This window comes from Streptomyces sp. E-08, from assembly GCF_049913095.1.
Classification (GTDB): Bacteria; Actinomycetota; Actinomycetes; order Streptomycetales; family Streptomycetaceae; genus Streptomyces.
In genome coordinates this window covers 5,726,328-5,746,318 of record NZ_CP183971.1, presented here as the reverse complement: position 1 = coordinate 5,746,318, position 19,991 = coordinate 5,726,328, and the positions used below count along the sequence as shown (strand labels likewise).

The 19,991-nt window shown below is 72.8% G+C and carries 15 protein-coding genes and 1 tRNA gene; 8 read left to right on the top strand and 8 right to left on the bottom strand.

Annotated elements, in window-relative coordinates; all coding sequences use genetic code 11:
• Position 1 precedes the first annotated feature (1 nt).
• From ACN9MM_RS26665 to ACN9MM_RS26650, 4 genes are all read right to left on the bottom strand, one after another.
• Positions 2–1,294, bottom strand: a complete 1,293-nt coding sequence (locus tag ACN9MM_RS26665; protein ID WP_382868061.1) for a homoserine dehydrogenase — start codon at positions 1,292–1,294, stop codon at positions 2–4.
• 151 nt (positions 1,295–1,445) lie between these two features.
• Positions 1,446–2,837 carry a diaminopimelate decarboxylase gene (gene lysA / locus ACN9MM_RS26660; RefSeq protein ID WP_426366146.1) on the bottom strand — a complete coding sequence of 464 codons (1,392 nt, stop codon included), beginning with the start codon at positions 2,835–2,837 and terminating at the stop codon, positions 1,446–1,448.
• A 12-nt stretch (positions 2,838–2,849) separates the two neighbouring features.
• On the bottom strand, positions 2,850–3,866 hold the full coding sequence (nrtL, locus tag ACN9MM_RS26655; RefSeq protein ID WP_426366145.1) for an ArgS-related anticodon-binding protein NrtL: 1,017 nt from the start codon (positions 3,864–3,866) through the stop codon (positions 2,850–2,852).
• Between the two features lie 74 nt (positions 3,867–3,940).
• The gene (locus ACN9MM_RS26650) at positions 3,941–4,384 is read right to left on the bottom strand and encodes a response regulator transcription factor (protein ID WP_426368834.1); all 444 of its coding nucleotides are present in this window, start codon (positions 4,382–4,384) and stop codon (positions 3,941–3,943) included.
• A gap of 205 nt (positions 4,385–4,589) precedes the next feature.
• Here ACN9MM_RS26650 and ACN9MM_RS26645 point away from each other — a divergent pair.
• A tRNA-Arg gene (locus ACN9MM_RS26645) sits at positions 4,590–4,661 on the top strand.
• A 170-nt stretch (positions 4,662–4,831) separates the two neighbouring features.
• Here ACN9MM_RS26645 and ACN9MM_RS26640 read toward each other — a convergent pair.
• The 3 genes from ACN9MM_RS26640 to ACN9MM_RS26630 all read right to left on the bottom strand — a co-directional run bounded on the left by ACN9MM_RS26640 (position 4,832) and on the right by ACN9MM_RS26630 (position 9,613).
• Entirely contained in the window at positions 4,832–6,478 is a 1,647-nt protein-coding gene (locus ACN9MM_RS26640; protein WP_426366144.1) for a hypothetical protein, read from the bottom strand.
• Between the two features lie 241 nt (positions 6,479–6,719).
• Positions 6,720–8,261 (bottom strand): M4 family metallopeptidase, encoded by a 1,542-nt coding sequence (locus ACN9MM_RS26635; protein ID WP_426368833.1) that lies wholly within the window; start codon positions 8,259–8,261, stop codon positions 6,720–6,722.
• Between the two features lie 338 nt (positions 8,262–8,599).
• Positions 8,600–9,613 carry a Ku protein gene (locus ACN9MM_RS26630; RefSeq protein WP_426366143.1) on the bottom strand — a complete coding sequence of 338 codons (1,014 nt, stop codon included), beginning with the start codon at positions 9,611–9,613 and terminating at the stop codon, positions 8,600–8,602.
• A gap of 50 nt (positions 9,614–9,663) precedes the next feature.
• On the opposite strand from ACN9MM_RS26630, the gene ligD reads away from it, so the two are divergent.
• From ligD to ACN9MM_RS26595, 7 genes are all read left to right on the top strand, one after another.
• A complete protein-coding gene (gene ligD, locus ACN9MM_RS26625) occupies positions 9,664–10,596 on the top strand; it encodes a non-homologous end-joining DNA ligase (RefSeq protein WP_426366142.1) in 933 nt (310 codons plus the stop codon).
• Positions 10,593–11,540: a DNA ligase gene (locus tag ACN9MM_RS26620; RefSeq protein WP_426366141.1), complete on the top strand. Its 948-nt coding sequence runs from the start codon at positions 10,593–10,595 to the stop codon at positions 11,538–11,540. The genes ligD and ACN9MM_RS26620 overlap by 4 nt, the downstream gene beginning before the upstream one ends.
• 235 nt (positions 11,541–11,775) lie before the next feature.
• The gene (locus ACN9MM_RS26615; protein ID WP_426366139.1) at positions 11,776–13,878 is read left to right on the top strand and encodes a PBS lyase; all 2,103 of its coding nucleotides are present in this window, start codon (positions 11,776–11,778) and stop codon (positions 13,876–13,878) included.
• A 176-nt stretch (positions 13,879–14,054) separates the two neighbouring features.
• On the top strand, positions 14,055–14,831 hold the full coding sequence (locus ACN9MM_RS26610) for a hypothetical protein (protein ID WP_426366138.1): 777 nt from the start codon (positions 14,055–14,057) through the stop codon (positions 14,829–14,831).
• Positions 14,828–16,099: an ATP-binding protein gene (locus ACN9MM_RS26605; protein WP_426366137.1), complete on the top strand. Its 1,272-nt coding sequence runs from the start codon at positions 14,828–14,830 to the stop codon at positions 16,097–16,099. Before ACN9MM_RS26610 ends, ACN9MM_RS26605 begins: the two co-directional genes overlap by 4 nt.
• A 55-nt stretch (positions 16,100–16,154) precedes the next feature.
• Positions 16,155–17,537: an FtsW/RodA/SpoVE family cell cycle protein gene (locus tag ACN9MM_RS26600; RefSeq protein ID WP_426366135.1), complete on the top strand. Its 1,383-nt coding sequence runs from the start codon at positions 16,155–16,157 to the stop codon at positions 17,535–17,537.
• 103 nt (positions 17,538–17,640) lie between these two features.
• Complete coding sequence (locus ACN9MM_RS26595) at positions 17,641–19,119, top strand: penicillin-binding transpeptidase domain-containing protein (protein ID WP_426366134.1); 1,479 nt, start codon at positions 17,641–17,643, stop codon at positions 19,117–19,119.
• A 46-nt stretch (positions 19,120–19,165) separates the two neighbouring features.
• On the opposite strand, the gene ACN9MM_RS26590 is transcribed toward ACN9MM_RS26595, so the two are convergent.
• The gene (locus ACN9MM_RS26590; RefSeq protein ID WP_426366133.1) at positions 19,166–19,978 is read right to left on the bottom strand and encodes a hypothetical protein; all 813 of its coding nucleotides are present in this window, start codon (positions 19,976–19,978) and stop codon (positions 19,166–19,168) included.
• Positions 19,979–19,991 lie beyond the last annotated feature (13 nt).

The window sequence follows — 19,991 nt, the reverse complement described above, 5'->3', positions numbered from 1 at the left end:
CTTACTCCCCTTCAACACGCATGATGCTGGCGACACCGCGCACGGTGTCGAGCTTGCGCAGCGCCTCGACGGTCCCGGAGAGGGCGGCGTCGGGCGCGCGGTGGGTGACGACGACGAGGGAGGCCTCGCCGTCCTTGCCCTGCTGGCGCACCGTATCGATGGATACGCCGTGCTCGGCGAAGACCGTCGCGACCTGGGCGAGGACGCCCGGCTTGTCGGCCACGTCGAGACTGATGTGGTACCGCGTCACGACCTCGCCCATGGAGCTCACGGGCAGCTGGGTGTACGCGGACTCGCCGGGGCCCGTCGCCTCGTTGAGACGGTTGCGGCAGACGGCGACGACGTCGCCGAGAACGGCGGAGGCGGTCGGCGAGCCGCCCGCCCCGGGGCCGTAGAACATGAGCTGCCCGGCGGCGTCCGCCTCGACGAAGACGGCGTTGTACGCCTCGCGGACGGAGGCGAGCGGGTGGCTGAGCGGGATCATCGCGGGGTGCACGCGCGCGGTGACGGACTCGCCGTCGGCGGCCCGCTCACAGATCGCGAGCAGCTTGATGGTGCAGCCCATCTGCTTGGCGGAGGCGAAGTCCGCGGCGGTGACCTCGGTCATGCCCTCGCGGTAGACGTCGTCCAGACGCACGCGCGTGTGGAAGGCGATCCCGGCGAGGATGGCGGCCTTGGCGGCGGCGTCGAAGGCCTCGACGTCGGCGGTCGGGTCGGCCTCGGCGTATCCGAGCGCGGTGGCCTCGTCGAGCGCCTCGGAGTACCCGGCGCCGGAGGTGTCCATCTTGTCGAGGATGAAGTTCGTCGTGCCGTTGACGATGCCCATCACCCGGTTGATCTTGTCGCCGGCGAGGGACTCGCGCAGCGGCCGGATGAGGGGGATGGCCCCGGCGACGGCGGCCTCGTAGTAGAGGTCCTGCCCGTGCTGCTGGGCGGCGGCGTAGAGGCTGGCGCCGTCCTGGGCGAGCAGCGCCTTGTTCGCCGAGACGACGGAGGCGCCGTGCTCGAAGGCGGTGGTGATGAGGGTGCGGGCCGGCTCGATGCCGCCGATGACCTCGACGACGACGTCGATGTCCCCGCGTTTGACGAGGGCGGTCGCGTCGGTGGTGATCAGCTCGGCGGGGACTCCCCCGCGGACCTTGTCGGGCCGGCGGACGGCCACGCCGGCGAGCTCGACCGGCGCGCCGATGCGCGCGGCGAGGTCGTCGGCGTGCGTCGTCATGATGCGCGCCACCTCTGAGCCGACCACTCCACAGCCCAGCAGCGCCACCTTCAGCGGACGCGTACGCATCATCCGACCTCGTTTCTCGTCCTACTTCGTATCTCTACGGTTTCGTATCTCTACGGAGAACCAGTCTCACTCACCGGACGAGGGATTCCGCCCTACGTCCGGATCCTGAGACATCGATTTCATCACTCGACTATTTCACCACGCGACTATTTCATCAGCCCACGTCGAGACGCAGGAGATCTTCCTCCGTCTCGCGCCTGACGATGACCCGCGCCTCGCCGTCGCGCACGGCGACGACCGGCGGCCGGAGCGCGTGGTTGTAGTTGCTGGCCATGGAGCGGCAGTACGCGCCGGTGGCCGGGACGGCGATGAGGTCGCCGGGCGCCAGGTCCGAGGGCAGGAAGGCGTCCCGCACGACGATGTCGCCGCTCTCGCAGTGCTTGCCGACGACGCGGGAGAGCATCGGCTCGGCCTCGCTGGTCCGCGAGACGAGGCTGACGCTGTACTCGGCGTCGTACAGGGCGGTCCGGATGTTGTCCGACATGCCGCCGTCGACGCTCACGTACGTCCGCAGCCCTTCGAGGGGCTTGACGGTGCCGACCCGGTAGAGGGTGAACGCGGTCGGGCCCACGATGGCCCGCCCCGGCTCCACGGAGATCCGCGGCGTCCGCAGCCCCGCGGCCTCGCACTCCCGCGTGACGATCTCGCCCAGCGCCTTCGCGATCTCGTGCGGCTCGCGCGGGTCGTCCTCGGACGTGTACGCGATGCCGAGCCCGCCGCCGAGGTCGATCTCGTGCAGCTCGACGCCGTGCTCGTCGCGCACCTGGGCGAGCAGCTGGACGACACGCCGCGCGGAGACCTCGAAACCGGCCATGTCGAAGATCTGCGAGCCGATGTGGGAGTGGATCCCGATGAGCTCCAGACCGTCGAGCTTGAGCGCCCGGCGCACGGCCTCGGCGGCCTGCCCGCCGGCGAGGGCGATGCCGAACTTCTGGTCCTCGTGGGCGGTGGCGATGAACTCGTGGGTGTGGGCCTCGACGCCGACCGTCACCCGGATCTGCACGCGCTGGCGCTTGCCGAGGGACTGGGCGATGTGGGCGACCCGCACGATCTCCTGGAAGGAGTCGAGGACGATCCGCCCGACGCCGGCCTCCACGGCCGCGCGGATCTCGTCCTCCGACTTGTTGTTCCCGTGGAAGGCGATCCGCTCGGCGGGCATCCCGGCCGACAGCGCGGTGGTCAGCTCACCGCCGGAGCACACGTCGAGGTTCAGCCCCTCCTCCTTGAGCCAGCGCACGATGGCGCGGGAGAGGAAGGCCTTCCCGGCGTAGAAGACGTCGGCGTCCTTGCCGAAGGCCTCGGCCCAGGCGCGGCAGCGGGCGCGGAAGTCGGTCTCGTCGAGGAAGTAGGCGGGCGTGCCGAACTCCTCGGCGAGCGCGTCGACGGCGATCCCGCCGACGGTGGCGACCCCGCGCTCGTCCCGCGTGACGGTCCGGGCCCAGACCTTGGGGTCGAGCCGGTTGAGGTCGGCGGGCGGGGCGGAGTAGTGCCCCTCGGGAAGGACATCGGCGTGGCGGGGCCCGGCGGGGTGGGCGGAACGGCTCATGGTCTGCGTCTTTCAGATCTGGTCGGGTGCGCTGATGCCGAGCAGGGAGAGGCCACCGGCGAGCACCGTCCCGGCGGCTTCGGCGAGCGCGAGCCGGGATCGGTGGGCGGCCGAGGGTTTCTCGTCGCCGAGCGGAAGAACGGTGTGCTGGAACGCGAGCAGCGCGTCGGCGGTGGCTTCGAGGTGCCGGGCGACCCGGTCGGGGGCGCGGTGGCGGGCGGCGGAGAGGAGGACGACGGGGTGGTCGCCGAGGACGCCGAGAAGCTCGGGGGCGTGGATGTCGGTCTCGTACGAGGGCCGGAGGCCGAGCTGCGCGCCGTTGACGAGCAGCCGCCGGACCCGGGCGTGGGCGTAACGGACACGGAAGAGGGAGTTGCGCTCGTGCTGGACGAGGAGGGGCGGCCCGTCGAGGACACGGTCCTGGGGCGCGGCCCGCAGCAGACTCCACCGGGCGGCGTCGACGCCGAGGGTGCCGGGCAGGTAGTCCCCGCCGAGCACGTGGATCCGCTGGTCCCCACCGAACCCGGCGTCGGCCCCCTGGCTTCGCAGCAGCCGGATCACGACATCGGTGACGACCAGGGCCCGGGACTCTGTCACCTCGGCGAACCGGACGACGGTCCCGGCCAGCGCGGAACCGTGCCCGTAAGGGGGCCCGGCGGCTCCGGCGGCTCCGGCGGCTCCGGCGGCTCCGGCGGCTCCGGCGGCTCCGGCGGCGAGGATCGCCCGTACGAGATCACCGCCGGCGTCACGGCGGAGGGTGAAGTTCAGGAAGCCGGGCCCGGTGATGTCGACGGCGAGGATCCCGGGGGCTCCCTGGAGCCGCTCCCTGAGAACCCCGGCGACGTCGAGGGCGCTGCGCCCGGAGGGCCGGGCGAGGCTGAGCGCGATGTTGCTGGCGTAGTCCCCGGTACCGCCGGGACGGGCCCGCTCGACCTTGACGCGCGGGAGGACGTCGACCCGCAGCGCACCGTCGTCGACCGCACGGCGCACGGCGTGCTGCACGGTGAGGGAGAGGTCCGCGGGGGTCACGGGTCAAGCCTAGGGGAGGAGGGGGGTCGGAACGCGAACCGGTTTCGCCATGCGGGCACCGGCAGGACGTCAGGTCACCCGAGGGACCCGCGAGCGCTCCCGGCCCGGCGGGGGTCCTGCTCCGGCAGGGACTCGACTGCGGCGGGTTCCTCTCCCCCGTCGGCCCCGGCGGACCCGGGCCGCTCGCGCCGCTCGCGGTGCATCAACTGCCGCACGACGCGCACGAGCTCCGAGGGCTCGAAGGGCTTGGCGAGGAAGGCGTCGACACCGGAGGGGACCCCACCGACCTCGTGCTCGCCACAGGCGCTGATGATCGCCACGGGCAGATGACTGGTGCGAGGGTCGGCCCGCAGCCGCTCGGCGGTCTTGATCCCGTCCAAGCGGGGCATGACGACGTCCAGGGTGACGACATCAGGACAGACCTGATGTACGACATCCAGACACTCGGCACCATCGGCCGCGGTCACGACCTCGAACCCCTCGAGTTCGAGATTGACCCTGATCAACTGCCGGATCACCTTGTTGTCATCGACAACGAGCACCCGACCGGACACGCCTGACACACGAACGAGAGTAGGGCGCCCTTAGCGGCTGCGTCCGGGTTTTACCCACTTCTGACCCGTGCGGGGGACCCGACCCCTGGTGACGCCCCGGAAATACCTGTTCACAGGCACGCCCGCAGAGCTGGTAGGGTTCTACCCGTCGCCGCCGAACGCGGCGGACGCCCCCGTAGCTCAGGGGATAGAGCAACGGCCTCCGGAGCCGTGTGCGCAGGTTCGAATCCTGCCGGGGGCACTTCGCAAGGAGTGCCACACAGACCCCGTGATCAGCGGAAACGCTGAACGCGGGGTCTTGTTGTATGCCGGGCCGGGTGATGCGGTCCGGCTGGTCGGCGGTCGCCCCTTCTCCCCGGGTGAACTCTCTAAGCGGAGACGCGGCGTGGGCGACCGCGCCGGCAGGTGTCGTCAGGTTCTCGTGTTGCGCAGGTGGGGGCCCAGGTAGCCCACGTAGACCAGGCCCGTCTGGGGGCCGTCGTCGTAGAAGTGGAGGCGGGGTGCGACCGTGTTGCCCAGGCCGATCTTCAGGTGTGCCTGCATGAAGACCGTCCCGGCCGGGTCGACCTCCTTCGGGACCGGCAGCATCCGTTCCGTGCGGAGCTTGTCGTGGTGGGCGACGGTGTCCGACTCCCGCATCGCGACCTTCGCCGCCGGGAACGGGTGGTCCCGTGACTCCTCCCCCTTGCACCAGCTGAGGAAGTCGCCGCCGGCCGCGTTCTTGGCCGAGGCCTCCGCGAAGTGGTTGAGGGCCAGCAGCCCGTCCCATGCGACGGAGAGCCAGTTGTCCACGGACTGGCTGTCGAGTTCGCGCGTGGTCTTCGCCTTGCCGGTGAAGCGGAGGTACGGCAGTTCACCGAACCGGTCGAGCAGGTCCGCGAACGTCTCCGGGTACGTGATGGCGGGGGCGTCGGCGGCCGCGTACGCGATCGCGTGGTGGCCCGCCTCCGCCAGCCTGTTCTGGAGGAAGCGGACCTGCCTCTGCGCCGTGCGGAACTGGTCGTACAACTCCTCGTTCTCACCGCGCAGCTGGTCCGCCGTCAGGTCGGCGTCGTCCAGGTCGGCGTTGAGGTCGCTGATCCTCTTCGCCTGGGCGGCCTCCGTCTCGCCGGCCTCGTCGAGCATCACCTGGAGCGTCGCGTTGTCGCTGGTCAGCCTCTCCAGGTCCGAACCGTGCGCCTGGAGGCGCGGCCGGGTCCGCAGGAGTGGCAGTGATTCCAGCGCCTCCGGCAGCGGGTGCCGCAGGGCCAGGCGCTGCGGCAGTGAGGCGAGCGTCTTGGCCGCGCGCGCCACGTGCGCGTCGATCGTCCTGCGGGACATCACGGGATGCCGCTGCGCGTCGGGCTTCCAGGCCGGGTCGACGCCCGGGAGATACGTGCGGATCCCGCCACCGAACACGGGGTGGAATCCCAGGGCCTCGTTGAAACCCGGCTGGGCCTCGGGCGACAGGACGTACAGCGTGGCGAGCCCGGGAAGGTACTTGAACGCCCTCTCCACGGTCGACTCGGCCCAGCCGTCCGGGTTCACCCCGTACGGGATGCTGGCGATCACGATCGGCAGGCGTCGCTCCGTGTCGCAGAGCTCCTCGATGACCTCCGACACGTCCTCCGGCTCGATGAACGTCGGCCCGGCCTTCACCTCCGCGAGTCCGTCCCGGGCGTCGATCGCGTCGAGGAGCAGTCGCGCGATGCCGGGGGTGTTCGCCGGAGTCGGGAACCGGCCCGGCAGGGAGGGCCTGTTCTCGATGTCGACCTGGATCCACGTGCGGTTCTGGTCGTCCTGCGGGTCCGCCCTGACGACGAGCGTGGACTGCCAGGTTCCGATCTGCGGCGACGGCGTCTCCCGCATCCGCCAGCGGGTGTACGCGCCGTGCCGGCCCGACGAGGAGTCCTGGTCCAGGGTCACGTGGGGGGCGATCTCGTTCCGGCCCTCGTCGAGCGCCGTGACGTCGTAGCGCTTGCCCTCCAGCCAGGCGTGCAACTGGCTCTCCGCGTGGGCGGACGCGGTGACGAAGTCCTGCCGGGTCGATATGACCATGCGGTAGCCGCGAGGCTCCATGGGTGATCCTTTCGAGGCCACGGTCGACAGTGACCGGTGGCCCGGGCAGTGCTGAGCAGGGGTCGATGGATCGGCTCCCCCGAGGGTAGGGGCGGGATGATCGACGCGTACCGCTCTTCGCCCTGATCGCACACGACGACACGGTGGTGACGTGGCCCCGGCTCGGGACGACCTCACCACCGTGTGGTTCGGGGACGCCCGGCGGCCGTGGTGGCGCCGGGCGTCCTCGGTGCGTGTGCGGTTACTTGACGTTGATCCCCGTCCAGGCGGAGGCGACCGCGTTGTACTGGGTGCTGCCCGCGCCGTAGAGGTCCCTGGCCGCGTTCAGGGTGGCCGTACGGGCGCCCGCGTAGGTCGTCGTGGACGTCATGTACGTGGTGAGGGCCTTGTACCAGATCTTGTACGCCGCCTGGCGGCCGATGCCGGTGACCGTGGAGCCGTTCGACGTCGGCGAGTTGTAGGTGACGCCGTTGATCGTCTTCGTGCCGCTGCCCTCGGAGAGCAGGTAGAAGAAGTGGTTCGCCGGGCCCGAGGAGTAGTGGACGTCGAGGCGGCCGACCGACTTCGACCAGTAGTCGGCGGAGCCGCCGTCCTTGCTGGGCTTGTCCATGTAACGGAGCGGCGAGCCGTCGCCGTTGATGTCGATCTTCTCGCCGATCAGGTAGTCGCCCTGGTCCGACGCGTTGTTCGCGTAGAACTCGACCGACGTGCCGAAGATGTCGGACGTCGCCTCGTTCAGGCCGCCGGACTCACCGCTGTACCGGAGGTTGGCGGTGGAGGCCGTCAGGCCGTGCGACATCTCGTGGCCGGCCACGTCCAGGGACGTCAGCGGGTGGGTGTTGCCGATGCCGTCGCCGTACGTCATGCAGAAGCAGGAGTCGTCCCAGAAGGCGTTCACGTACGCGCTGCCGTAGTGGACGCGCGAGTAGGCGGCGACGCCGTCTCCGCGGATGCCGCTGCGGCCCAGCTCGTTCTTGTAGAAGTCCCAGGTCACGGCCGCGCCGTAGTGGGCGTCCGCCGCCGCCGTCGCGCGGTTGCTCGCGAGACCGTTGCCCCACGTGTCCGTGGAGTTGGTGAACAGGCTGCCGGTGCCCGACGTGCCGCCGTTCAGGTCGTACGTCTTGTGGCCACCGCGCGAGGTGTCCGTCAGCGTGTACGAGGGGGCCGTGCCGAGCGTCACCTGCCCGCTGTACATCGTGTTGCCGACGCCGGTCTCGATCGCCTCGTCGGAGAAGAGCTCCTTGCCGGTGGTGGCGTCGGTGACGACGGTGCGGCGGCTCGGGGTGCCGTCGTGCTGGACACCCGTGACGACCGTCTCCCAGGCCAGGACGGGCTTGCCGGTGGCCGCCCAGATCACCTTGCGGGCGCCGGACGCGGACTCGTCGGCGTTCGCGGCGGAGGCGAGGGCGGCCTTCTTCGCGTTGGCCGGGGTGACCGCCGCGGTGGTGGTCGCCACGGATATCCGGGCCGCGGTCGCCTTCGTGGTCGTGCGGGCGCCCGACTTCTTCTCGTGGACGACCAGGTCGCCGCCGAGGACCGGGAGGCCCTGGTAGGTGCGCTCGTAGCGCGTGTGCACGGTGCCGTCCGCGTCCTTGACGACGTCGCGGACGACCAGCTTCTCCTGGGTGGGCAGACCGATCGCGGCGGCGGTGGCGGCGGCCTCGCCCTGGGCCTCGTGGATGGCGGCGGCGCGCTGGGGGCCGGACAGCTGGATCGCGGTGGCACCGGCCTCGCGCTGGGCATCGGCGCTGGCGGATCCGGTCTGGACTCCGACGACGACCATGGCGGCCGATGCGATCAGGGCGGCGGCGCGGGCGGTGGTACGGCGGTGCGAGGACTGCTGGCGGGTCACGCGGGCTCCTTCGCTGAAAAGCGTGGGGGTTGTGGGGGTGGTGGTGCGGGTGTGAGCGTGCCAGCGAAGTCGTCCGTTTGACAGGTCTGCAACAAGGATTTGACCATGTGTTGTCCGAAGGACAGATAACTCTGTTCGTTATGCGGGGAGTTCGGACGCTCTCGCGACCCTCCCTGCCCAGATTCGGGCAAAACTGAGCCCCCTGGCAGGATCACCAGGGGGCTGCGAGCTTTCGGGCTGTTCGGTTGTCTCTGTGGGGAGTCGGGCGATCAGGCCGGGCGCTTCTGGGAGGTCGTCTTCTTCGCGGCCGCCTTCTTCGCGGTCGTCGCCTTCGCCGTCTTCGCCGTCTTCGCCGTCGTCGCCTTCGTGGCCGTCTTCTTCGCCGTCGCCGTCTTCTTCGCCGTCGTCTTCTTCGCCGTCTTCTTCGCCTGTGACTGTTTCGCCGTCGTCTTCTTCGCCGCCCCGCGGGGCTTGAGCTCCGTCACCACCGCGTCCTCCCCGCGCGCCTCCCTCGCCGCCCGGACGCTGTTCTCCAGGGCCGCCATCAGGTCGATGACCCTGCCGCCCGTTTCCTCCTCGCCCGGGGCCGGGGGCGCGACGCCCTCCCCGCCGGCCGCCTTCGCCGCGATCATCTCCTCGACCGCGGTCCGGTAGTCGTCGTGGAGGGTGCTCACGTCGACCTCGCCGAGCGTGGCCATCAGCGCGTCCGCCAGGTCCAGTTCGGCCTCGCGCACGGTGACCGGCGTCTCGGGGGCGACCCCCTCCGGGGCCCGGATCTCGTCCGGCCAGAGCAGGCCGTGCATCGCGATCACGTCGTCCACGACCCGGAGCATGCCGAGCCGCTCCCGGCCCCGCAGCGCGTACTTCGCGAGCGCCACCCGGTCGCTGCGCTTCAGCGCCTCGCGGAGCAGGGTGTACGGCTTGGCCGCCGGCACGCCGTTCGCCGAGAGGTAGTACGCGGCGTCCATCTGGAGCGGATCGATCTGTCCGGCCGGCACGAACGCGACGATCTCGATCGTCTTCGCGGTCGGCAGCGGCAGCGCGGCCAGGTCCTCGTCGGTGACCGGGATCATGGTCCCGTCCGCGTCCTCGTACGCCTTGCCGATCTCCGCCTGCGGGACCTCCTCCCCGTCGAGCTCGCACACCTTCTTGTAACGGACCCGGCCGCCGTCCTCGGTGTGGATCTGACGGAAGGAGACGGACCGGCTCTCGGTGGCGTTCACCAGCTTGATCGGGATGCTGACCAGCCCGAAGGATATGGCGCCGTTCCAGATGGATCGCACGTCTCTTCCCTTTCGAGTCGAATCACCCGCAAACGTGGGATTCTCATCGTATGACGCCGATCACAGAGGTGGAGGGGCGGCGCCTGGCGCTCAGCAACCTGGACAAGGTGCTCCACCCGGTCACCGGCACCACCAAGGGCGAGGTGCTCCACTACTACGCGACCGTCGGAGCCGTGATCCTGCCCCATCTGCGCGACCGCCCGGTGTCCTTCCTCCGCTACCCCGACGGCCCCGACGGGCAGCTCTTCTTCACCAAGAATCCGCCGCCGGGCACACCCTCCTGGGTGAAGACCACCCCCGTGCCCCGCTCCGAGGACCCCCGGGCCCGGCAGGTGGTGATCGAGGACCTGGCCTCCCTCATGTGGGCCGCGAACCTCGTCGTGGAGTTCCACACGCCCCAGTGGCGGGCCTCCTCCCCCGCCGTCGCCGACCGGCTCGTGTTCGACCTCGACCCCGGGCCGCCCGCCGGTGTCGTCGACTGCTGCCGGGTCGCCCTCCACCTGCGCGAGCGGCTCCTGGCGGACGGCCTGGAGGCCTTCGCCAAGACCTCCGGCTCCAAGGGCCTGCACCTGCTCGTCCCCGTGGTGCCGACACCGTCCCCGCGCGTCTCCGCGTACGCCAAGGAGCTCGCCGTCGAGGCGGAGGCGGCGCTGCCGGGCCTCGTCACGCACCGGATGTCCCGGGCGCTGCGGTCCGGGAAGGTCTTCGTCGACCACAGCCAGAACGCCGCCGCGAAGACGACCGCCACCCCCTACACCCTGCGCGCGCGTGCCCTGCCCACCGTCTCGGCGCCCGTCACCTGGGAGGAGGTGGAGGCGTGCGCCGCCCAGGCCGGCCGGGGCGCTCCGTCCAGGGGTCCCGGCGACCCCTTCGATCCCGCGGCGCTTGTCCTTCTCATGGGCGACATCGCGCCACGTCTGGAGCTGTACGGAGACCTCCTGGCGCCCCTCTTCGCTCCCGAGCGGGCGGGAGCCGTGCCGTGAGCGGGGCCCCCGGGGCGGGCGCCACGGGCACACCCCCGGCGGCCGGTGCCGACCCCGCCGCGGTCCCGCTGCTGCCGCCCGTCGACGTCATGCGGCCCCGGGCCGCAGACGAGATCCCCGCGCAGGCGGAGCCGCCCCGGGACCTCCAGTACTCCCTCAAGCTGGACGGCTTCCGCGCCCTCGCCTTCGTCCTCGACGCCGGGCGGGTCGTCCTCCAGTCCCGCTCCCGCCGGGACCTCGCGCCGGAGTTCCCCGGCATCGCCGCCCACCTCCGCGACCAGCTGCCGCCGGGGATCGTCCTCGACGGCGAGCTGTGCGCCTACCGGGACGGGCGGCTGAGCTTCACCGACCTGCTCCGATCGCACGCCGACCGGGTGCGGGCCGGGGTGCCCGTCTCGTACGTCGCCTTCGACCTGCTCGCCGTCCCCGGGCGCGACGTACGGGCGCTGCCGCTCCGCGACCGGTGGGAGCTGCTCGGGGCGGCCCTGCGGGAGGCCGAGCCGCCGCTCCAGCGGGTCCTGGCCACCTCGGACGAGGAGACCGCGCGGGGCTGGTTCCGGGACCTGCGGGACGCGGGCGTCGAGGGGGTCGTCGCGAAGCGGCTCGGCTCGCCCTACCGGGCGGGCTCCACCTGGGCCTGGCGCAAGATCCGGCACTCCGACACGAGCGACGCCCTCCTGATCGGTCTCGTCGGTCCCCCGGAGCGGCCCCGGGCCCTGGTCGTACGGCTCCCCGACGGCACCGAGCTGACCACCTCGCCCCGGCTGACCCCGGCGCAGTCCCGCCAGGTCGGCGACCTGGCGGGCGACCGCGCGGGCCCTCTCGCCGAGGACCCCGAGCACGGGCCGGTGCGGTGGGTCGACCCGCCGCTCCCGGTCGAACTGCGCCAGGTCGCGGGGCGGCACGGGACGGCGGCCTTCGTGCGGGTCCGGTCGGAGGGATGAGGCCGGCGGGGCGGACCGGGGCCGGGGCGCGGTCCCGCCGCCCTCGGCGGCGGGCGGGGCGGGCCCGGGGCGGACATATACCCAGCGCAACTGCCCTGCTCCGCACCGTACATGGCGCAAAGAGACCGCAACAGGCGGCCCGGGCGCGGCAGGTGTCGCCGGTTCGGCTTTGTTGTCGGTCCTGTGGTGCACACTTGCTGCCTGGCACAGCGCTCACGGGGAAGGCGGCCTGGCAATGCTGACGGGGATCGAGGAGGTCGACTGGGCCTCGTTGGGGCACGCGTACGGCCCCGCGGACGACGTGCCGGAGCTGCTCCGCGGACTCGCCTCCGCCGACCCCGCGGAGCGCGAGACCGCACTCGACGGCATGTACGGCGCGGTGCATCACCAGGGCGACGTCTACGACTCGACCCTCGCGTGCATCCCCTTCCTCCTCGAACTCGTCGCCGACCCCGGCGTCCAGGACCGGGGCTGCATCGTCGAGCTGCTCACCAGCATCGGCGGCATCGAGCTCGATGACGACGACGAGGAACTGGACGAACTCGGCTCCGAGGACGAGGAGTTCATCCCCGCCGCGAACTACGCGATGGCCGCCGCCGCCATCGCCGCCGGGGCCGACGTCTTCCTCGGGCTCGTCTCGGACGCCGATCCCGAGGTGCGGCTCGCCGCGCCGTGCGCGCTCGCCTCGCTGCACCCCGAGCCCGCCCGGGTGCTGACCCTGCTGCGGGAGCGGCTCACGGTCGAGCGGGACACCGAGGTGCGGCTCGCCCTGGTGGCCGCCGTCGGACGGATCGCCCTGCGGCACGCCGCGCTGCGCGCCGAGACCATCGAATGGCTCGGCTGGCTCGCCCGCGCCGCCCATGACCCCGGGCTCCGGCTCGCGGCGCTCGCCCAGCGGGCGCGCTGCGCACCCGGTGACATTCCGGACGATGTCGTGCCGTGGGTGACGGGGCTCCTGGAGGAGATCAGGACCTCGGCGGACCGGCCGGCCGGCCCCGGCGGCGAGCGGGCCGCGACGCCGACCCTCATCGGGCAGGTCCGCGAGCTCCTGGAGGAGCACGCCGCCGGCCGGCCCGCACCCTGGACCGAGGAGCTGCTGCGGACCCTGCACGCCGCGCTCGACGACCGCGTCGACGACCGGATCGCGCTGATCGTCGCGCAGCTGCGCAGCCCGGACTGGGGGCAGCGCTCGGACGCGATCTGGTTGTGCGGTGGTCTGATACGGGTCTGGCGCGGGCGGTACGAGGAGGTCGTCCGGCTCGTGGGCGCGCAGCTCCAGGATCCCGAGCCCCGGCTCCGCGAGGCGGCCACGTCCTTCCTGGAGCGGCTCTTCGAGCTGGGCGCGCCCGCCGCCGACGCGCTCGCGGCCCGTCTCGCCGCGGTGCCGTCCGCCGCTCCCCCGGGCCCGAACCAGGCCTTCGTCGGCCGGTCGGGCCGTGACGGGGCGCTGCTCGCGCTGGCCCGCGCCGGGGACACCCGGGCGGTCCCGCTGCTGGCCCGCGCCCTGGAGGAGCCCGAGGTGCGGCGCGAGCTGCTGTACGCCATGGACGGGCTCGGCCCCTCGGCGGCGATGCTCGCGCCGCTGCTGCGGCGCCGGCTGGCCGAGGTGGAGCTCGACGAGCGGTTGTACGACCGGGCGGCGCCGCTGCTGTACGCCCTGGCGGCCGTGCGGGGCGCCCAGGCCCTGCCGGAGGTGCTGCGGGTGCTGCGCGGGGCTCCGGCGCACCGGCGCGACTGGGTGCGGGAGGCGGCCCTGCGGACCCTGGCCGCCTTCGGGCCCGCCGCCCGGGTGGCCCTGCCGGACGTGCGAAGACTCCTGGCCGCCGAGTCGGCCGCGGTCGCCACGGCGGCGGCGCGGGCCCTGTGGGCGGCCGAAGGTGACCGGGGGGACGTGCTGCCGGCGCTGGAGCGGTGGCTGCGGCCGGGTGCGCCGGACGCGGACTGGTGCGCCGCCGCGCAGGCGCTCGGCGAGATCGGCCCGGCGGCGGCCTCGGCGGCCGGCGCGCTGCGGCACGGTCTGGCCTCGCGGGACCTGTGGGTGCGGGTGCGCGGCGCGGCGGCGCTGTGGCGGGTGTCCGGCGACGCCTCGGAGTCGCTCCCGGTGCTGCTCGCGGCCTGGGAGGAGAACCGGCACGCGCGCGTGGACATCGCGGAGTGCCTCGCGGAGATGGGACCGGCGGCCTCGGACGCTCAGCTGGTGATCCTCACGGAGCTGACCCGCAGGCGCCGCCACAACGCCCGTGAGGGCGCTTCCGGCAGCCACGACATCCACGTCGACGAGAAGCTGCTGACCCTCTGCCGGGCGGCGCTGGCCCGGATGGAGCGAGGGACGTTCTGAGCGGGGAGCGTCCCTGGGGGACGTTCCGGACGGCGCCCCGGGCCGTGTGAGGGCCCCTGGCGGTCCGGCGTTCATCCGACGATGAGACAAAAAGGACTTCACTCCGCATAAGGTCTACTGGGAGTCGGCGCGAGCCGGCCCACCCCCACCGACCGAGACCGAGGAGCAGGAGCAGAGTGAGACCGCGCGGAGTCCGGAGCGCCGCGGGCGCGACCCTGTGCGCGCTCGGTCTCGCCGCCGTGCTCACCGGCTGCGGCGGCAGCGAGGGCGGGCTCAAGAGCGCCGGGCCCATGCCCACCGCCGTGGGACCCGTCCGGCTCTGGCCCGATCTGCCGCCCGCCACGAACCCGCCGATCGACTACGGCGAGTCCGACACCCAGCGCGTCCCCGGCGTCGAGGTCCCCGACAACGACGTCCACTCCCTCGACCCGCTGGCGGTCGTCCGCGCCGAGGTGCGCGCCCACCCGGACGCGCGCACCGGGACGGACGGCCTGTACGAGGAGACCGTCCGGGCGATCGAGGCCTGCGGCACGGCCACCGCCACCGCCTGCCCGGTCATGCGGCCGTACTACCGCGACCTGACCGGCAACGGCCGGGACGAGCTGATCGTCGGGATCCGGATGCCGGACCAGCAGGTCGGGGTGCGGGTCTACCTCGCCGAGAACGGCGGCCTGACCCGGATCATGTCCACCGTCGACCAGGTCATCAGCGTGGAGCTGGCCGGCCGGGCCCTGATCCTGCGGGTCGGTTCCGCGGGCATCCCCGGGTACGAGTACCGGACCGCCTGGACCTGGGACGACCAGCAGGGCAGCATGCTGCCCACCCGGGACGAGATCGTCCGGGTGAAGCCGCCGGGCACGGGCCCCTCGACGGTCCCCGCGCCCCGCCTGGTGAGCCCGACGCCCACCCCGCCGGTCACCCCCGCGCCCGCGCTCCCGGAGGCGACGCCGTGAGGGCGCCGCGGCGGCCCGCCTGGACCGCGACCCTCACCTGGAAGGCCGCGGTGTTCATCGCGGTGATGTGCTGCGCCCTCGCCGCGCTGCTCGGCGTCCTCGTCCACGTGTCGGTGACCGGCCAGACGGTGAGCGACTCCCGGGACAAGGCCCTGACGCGGCTCGGCGAGGTGAGCGGTCTCTACGAGGCGGGCGAGCCGCTCCCCCGGTTCGCCGGGGTGGATCCGCCGGGGCTCCCGGCCTCGCTCCGGGCGCTCGCCGTGCGCGGGGAGCGCGGCACGCTGGTCACGGAGTACGAGGGCCGGCCGACGATGTGGGCGGCGGGCCCGGCGGACGGCCGCGCCCTCGCCGTACGCCTCGACTACACCCAGAGCGCCGAGACGATCGACGCGCTGGACCGCTCGATCCTCGGTTCCTCCGTGCTGGCGATCGGGGCGACCCTGCTCGTCGGCGCCTTCGCCGTCACCCGGGTCACCCGCCGGCTGCACCTCACCGCGCAGGTGGCCCGCCGGATCAGCGCCGGCGACCTCGACGCGCGCGTGGACGATCCCCGTACGAAGGACCCCTCGCGCCCGCAGGACGAGGTGGCCACGGTCTCCGGGGCGCTCGACACGATGGCCTCCTCGCTCCAGCGCAAGCTGCAGACCGAGCAGCGGTTCACCGCCGACGTGGCGCACGAGCTGCGGACCCCCCTGACGGGTCTCTCGGCGGCGGCGGAGCTGCTGCCGGAGGGGCGGCCGTCGGAGCTCGTACGGGACAGGGTGCGGGCGATGCGCGGGCTCACCGAGGACCTCCTGGAGATCTCGCGGCTCGACGCCCGCACCGAGACCGTGGACCTGGCGGTGCACGAGCTCGGGCCGCTCGCCGAGCGGGTGGTGCGCGCCTCCGGCACGGACACCGAGGTGCGGGTCGTCCGGGACGCGACGGTGGAGACGGACCGGCGGCGGGTGGAGCGGGTCCTCGGCAATCTGGTGGCCAACGCGCACAGGCACGGGGCGCCGCCGGTGGTGGTGACGGTGGACGGGCCGGTGGTGTCGGTGCGGGACCACGGGCCGGGCTATCCCGCGTACCTCCTGGAGTCGGGGCCGCAGCGGTTCCGTACCGAGAGCGGGGGCAAGGGGCACGGCCTCGGACTGACCATCGCGGTGGGGCAGGCGGAGGTGATCGGCGCCGAGCTGGTGTTCGCCGCCGCCCCGGACGGGGGCGCGGAGGCCCGGCTGCGACTGCCGGAGTACGTACGGCTCGCGCCGTCCGACGCGGAGGAGTGACGGCACACCGTCACACAAAAGGGACATAGGGCATACCGCTTGCTACGTTGCGGCCATGACCGCACCACGGCGCCCGGACGCACCCCCGCCCGGCATCCGTGTCCCGAAGAGGCGCGGCGTGGAGCTGTCGCTCCTGATCGGCGCGGTCCTGATCTCCGTCCTCGGCTACGCGGAGGTCGGCCTCGCCCGCAGCGGCGCCGTGCCGCCCGACGCCGCGCGCTACGGGGCGGGGCTCGGGCTCCTCGCGCTCGTCGCCCATCTCGCGGTCCGGTTCCGCGCCCCGTACGCCGATCCCCTGCTGCTGCCCATCGCGGTCCTCCTCAACGGCCTCGGCCTGGTGCTGATCTACCGCCTCGACCTGGAGACGCCGAAGGACCAGGCGGCGGCGACGCAGCTGGTCTGGTCGACGCTCGGGGTGGCACTGTTCATCGTGGTCGTCGTGCTGCTGCGCGACCATCGCACGCTCCAGGGCTACGCGTACGTGTCGGTGGCCGCCGCGCTCGGCCTGATGATCCTGCCGATCTTCTTCCCCGCGGTGAACGGGGCCAAGATCTGGATCAGGGCCGGCGGGCTCTCCTTCCAGCCGGGCGAGTTCGCCAAGATCCTGCTCGCGGTCTTCTTCGCCGCGTACCTCGCCGCCAACCGCAACGCGCTCGCGTACACCGGCCGCCGCATCTGGAAGTTCCAGTTCCCGACGGGCCGGGTCCTCGGACCGATCGTGGCGATCTGGCTGCTGAGCGTCGGCGTCCTCGTCCTGGAGCGCGACCTGGGCACCTCGCTGCTCTTCTTCGGCCTCTTCGTGATCATGCTGTACGTGGCGACCGGCCGGACCGGCTGGATCGCGGTCGGACTCGTCCTGGCCTCCGCCGGGGCCTTCCTCGTCGGCTCGCTCGAACCGCACGTCCACAGCCGGGTGCAGGACTGGCTCGACCCCTTCGCCTCCATCCGCGCGGGCGACGGGCCGGGGCAGCTCGCCCAGTCGCTCTTCGCGTTCGCCGCCGGCGGGATGCTCGGCACCGGGCTCGGTCTCGGCCGTTCCGTCCTCATCGGCTTCGCCGCCAAGTCCGACTTCATCCTGGCGACGGCCGGCGAGGAGCTGGGGCTCGTCGGCCTCACCGCGCTCTTCCTGCTGTACGCGCTGCTCGTGGCCCGCGGCTACCGCGCCGGCCTCTCGCTGCGCGACCCCTTCGGGCGGCTGCTCGCGATCGGCCTCGCCTCGATCGTGGCGCTCCAGGTCTTCGTGATCGCGGGCGGGGTGATGGGCCTGATCCCGCTGACCGGCATGGCGATGCCGTTCCTGGCCCAGGGAGGTTCGTCCGTGGTGACCAACTGGGTGATCGTCGCCCTCCTGATCCGGGTCAGCGACTCGGCCCGCGCACCCCAGCCGGACGACGCCGGCACCGGGGAGCTCACGAAGGTCGGGGAGGGCGCGCGGTGACGGGGCCCGTCCGGGCGCCGGGAGGGTTGGTGACGAGAGCCTCCGCCCCTACGCCGGGAGGGTTCGTGACGAGGGCGTCCGCCCGTACGCCGGGAGGCGCGCGGTGATCCGGTACATCCGGAGGGCCGCCGCCCTCTGTCTGATCCTCCTCGTCGCGCTGCTCGTCAACGCCGCCCGGGTGATGGTCCTCGAGGCCGAGTCCCTCGACGACAACCCGGCCAACCGCCGCATCGCGATCGACCGGTACGCGAAGCCGCGCGGCGAGATCGTCGTCGACGGGAGACCCGTGACCGGCTCCCGGGACAGCGGGCAGCAGCTGCGCTGGGAACGGACCTACACCCAGGGGCCGTTGTACGCGCCCGTGACCGGCTACGCCTCCCAGACGTACGGCACGACGCTCGTCGAGAACGCCGAGGACGACATCCTCGCGGGCACCGACCCGATGCTGGCCCCGCTGCCCCTCTGGAACGACCTCACCCGCGGCCGGCAGCCCGGCGGCGACGTGGTGACCACGATCCGCGCCCCGATGCAGGAGGCGGCGTTCCGGGGGCTGGACGGGAAGCGGGGCGCGGTCGTGGCGGTCGAGCCGTCCAGCGGCCGCATCCTGGCGCTCGTCAGCTCGCCCTCGTACGACCCGGGGGTCCTCTCCGGGACGGGGCAGGGGGTCAAGGACGCCTGGCGGCGGCTCAACTCCTCGCCGAACCAGCCGATGCTGAACCGGGCGCTGCGGCAGACGTACCCGCCGGGTTCCACCTTCAAGATCGTGACGGCGGCGGCGGCCCTGGACGCGGGGGTGGTGCGGGATCCCGAGGCGCCGACGGACACCCCGGACCCGTTCGTGCTGCCCGGTACGCGGCAGGTGCTGCCGAACGAGGCGACGGGCTGCGGCAACGCCTCCCTGGCGTACGCGATCCAGTGGTCCTGCAACACGGTGATGGCCGGCCTCGGGGTGGAGGTGGGCCTCACGGGGATGGTCGACGCGGTCCAGCGGTTCGGCTTCAACGACACGGGGCTGCGGGTGCCGTCCTGGGTGGCCAAGTCCAACTTCGACCGGGAGATGAGCCCGGACCAGCTGGCGCTGTCGTCGATCGGGCAGTTCGACACGACGGCGACGCCGCTGCAGATGGCGATGGTGGCGGCGGCCGTCGCCAACAACGGGGAGATCGCCCAGCCGTACCTCGTCGACCGCACGACGACCTCCGGCGGCACGACCGTGGACCGGACGGGCCGCCGCAGCTACCGGCAGGCCATGAACCCCGCGACGGCGATGCAGCTCCAGCGGCTGATGCTGCGGGCCGTGGAGGAGGGCACGGGAAGGAACGCGGCGATCCCCGGGGCCCGGGTGGGCGGCAAGACGGGCACCGCCCAGCACGGCTTCGGCAACACGGGCACCCCGTACGCCTGGTTCATCGCCTGGGCGCAGGCGGACGACTCGGCCCAGCCGGCGGTCGCGGTGGCGGTCGTCGTCGAGGACGCGGAGGCCGCCCGCACGGACATCAGCGGGGGCGGCAGCGCGGCGCCGATCGCGAAGGCCGTGATGGAGGAGGCGCTGGGCCTCGAAGCGGAGGCGCGGAACCCGTAGCCGGGCCCTCCGGGCCCCCGCCCCTTGCCGAGCGAGGTCCCGGGTGTCAGCCGATCGGCTTGCGGATCTCGGCGCGGATCCTGACCGTCTTCTCCGCAAGTCCGGCCAGGTCGATGTCCTTCGGGTCGGCCGTGGCCTCCCCGGCGCCGACGAGGGCGATGGCGGCGGCGGTGTTCTCGTCGCCCCAGGCGCACATGGGCAGCGTCGTCGTGCTGAGTCCGTCCTTCGACGTGGTGACCTGGCAGGTGACGGTCACGCCGTACCCGGCGGGTGTGAAGTCCCTGGGCCTGACGGCGAGCGTGGAGCCCTTGTCCGTGGCGGCCCCCCTGAGGATGGACGAGCGGGTGGTACCGGGGTTCTTGATCTGCCCGTACATCCCGGAGAGCACGAGGACGGACCCGTCCTTGCCGCTGTACTGCCCGACCGCCGCCGTCGCGTTCTTCACGGTGAAGTCGGGGGTGTCCTCGATCTCCTTGCCCTGGGTGTCGGAGAGGTCGGACACGAGGGTGAACTCGCCGCCGAGGACGGTCTGCGAGACGACCAGCTTGTGCTTCGCCTCGGGGAAGGGGCCGGTGACGCCGTCGAGCCCGGCCTTCACCCCGTAACCGATGCCGCCGACCACGACCAGGGACCCGACGACGATGGCGACGATCGCCCCGGCCGACAGCTTCTTCTTCGGCGGCAGCCCCAGGGGCGGCTGCCCCCAGGCACCCGCGCCCGGCCCGGGGTACTGCGGCGGGACGCCCTGCGGCGGGTACCCCTGCGGGGCCCCGAACGCCCCGGGCTGCTGCGGGGGCGGTACGGGCCCGCCGTACGGGTGGTGGGGCGGCGGAGTCGGCGAGGGCGGCGGCATGGTCATGACGAGCACGCTA

What these genes read in the sequence shown, in the direction of transcription:
- ACN9MM_RS26640 (WP_426366144.1), bottom strand. Translation starts at nt 6,478, where the DNA reads ATGGAGCCTCGCGGCTACCGCATGGTCATATCGACCCGGCAGGACTTC.
- ACN9MM_RS26635 (WP_426368833.1), bottom strand. Translation starts at nt 8,261, where the DNA reads ATGGTCGTCGTCGGAGTCCAGACCGGATCCGCCAGCGCCGATGCCCAG.
- lysA (WP_426366146.1), bottom strand. Translation starts at nt 2,837, where the DNA reads ATGAGCCGTTCCGCCCACCCCGCCGGGCCCCGCCACGCCGATGTCCTT.
- ligD (WP_426366142.1), top strand. Translation starts at nt 9,664, where the DNA reads ATGACGCCGATCACAGAGGTGGAGGGGCGGCGCCTGGCGCTCAGCAAC.
- ACN9MM_RS26615 (WP_426366139.1), top strand. Translation starts at nt 11,776, where the DNA reads ATGCTGACGGGGATCGAGGAGGTCGACTGGGCCTCGTTGGGGCACGCG.
- ACN9MM_RS26590 (WP_426366133.1), bottom strand. Translation starts at nt 19,978, where the DNA reads ATGACCATGCCGCCGCCCTCGCCGACTCCGCCGCCCCACCACCCGTAC.
- ACN9MM_RS26600 (WP_426366135.1), top strand. Translation starts at nt 16,155, where the DNA reads ATGACCGCACCACGGCGCCCGGACGCACCCCCGCCCGGCATCCGTGTC.
- ACN9MM_RS26665 (WP_382868061.1), bottom strand. Translation starts at nt 1,294, where the DNA reads ATGATGCGTACGCGTCCGCTGAAGGTGGCGCTGCTGGGCTGTGGAGTG.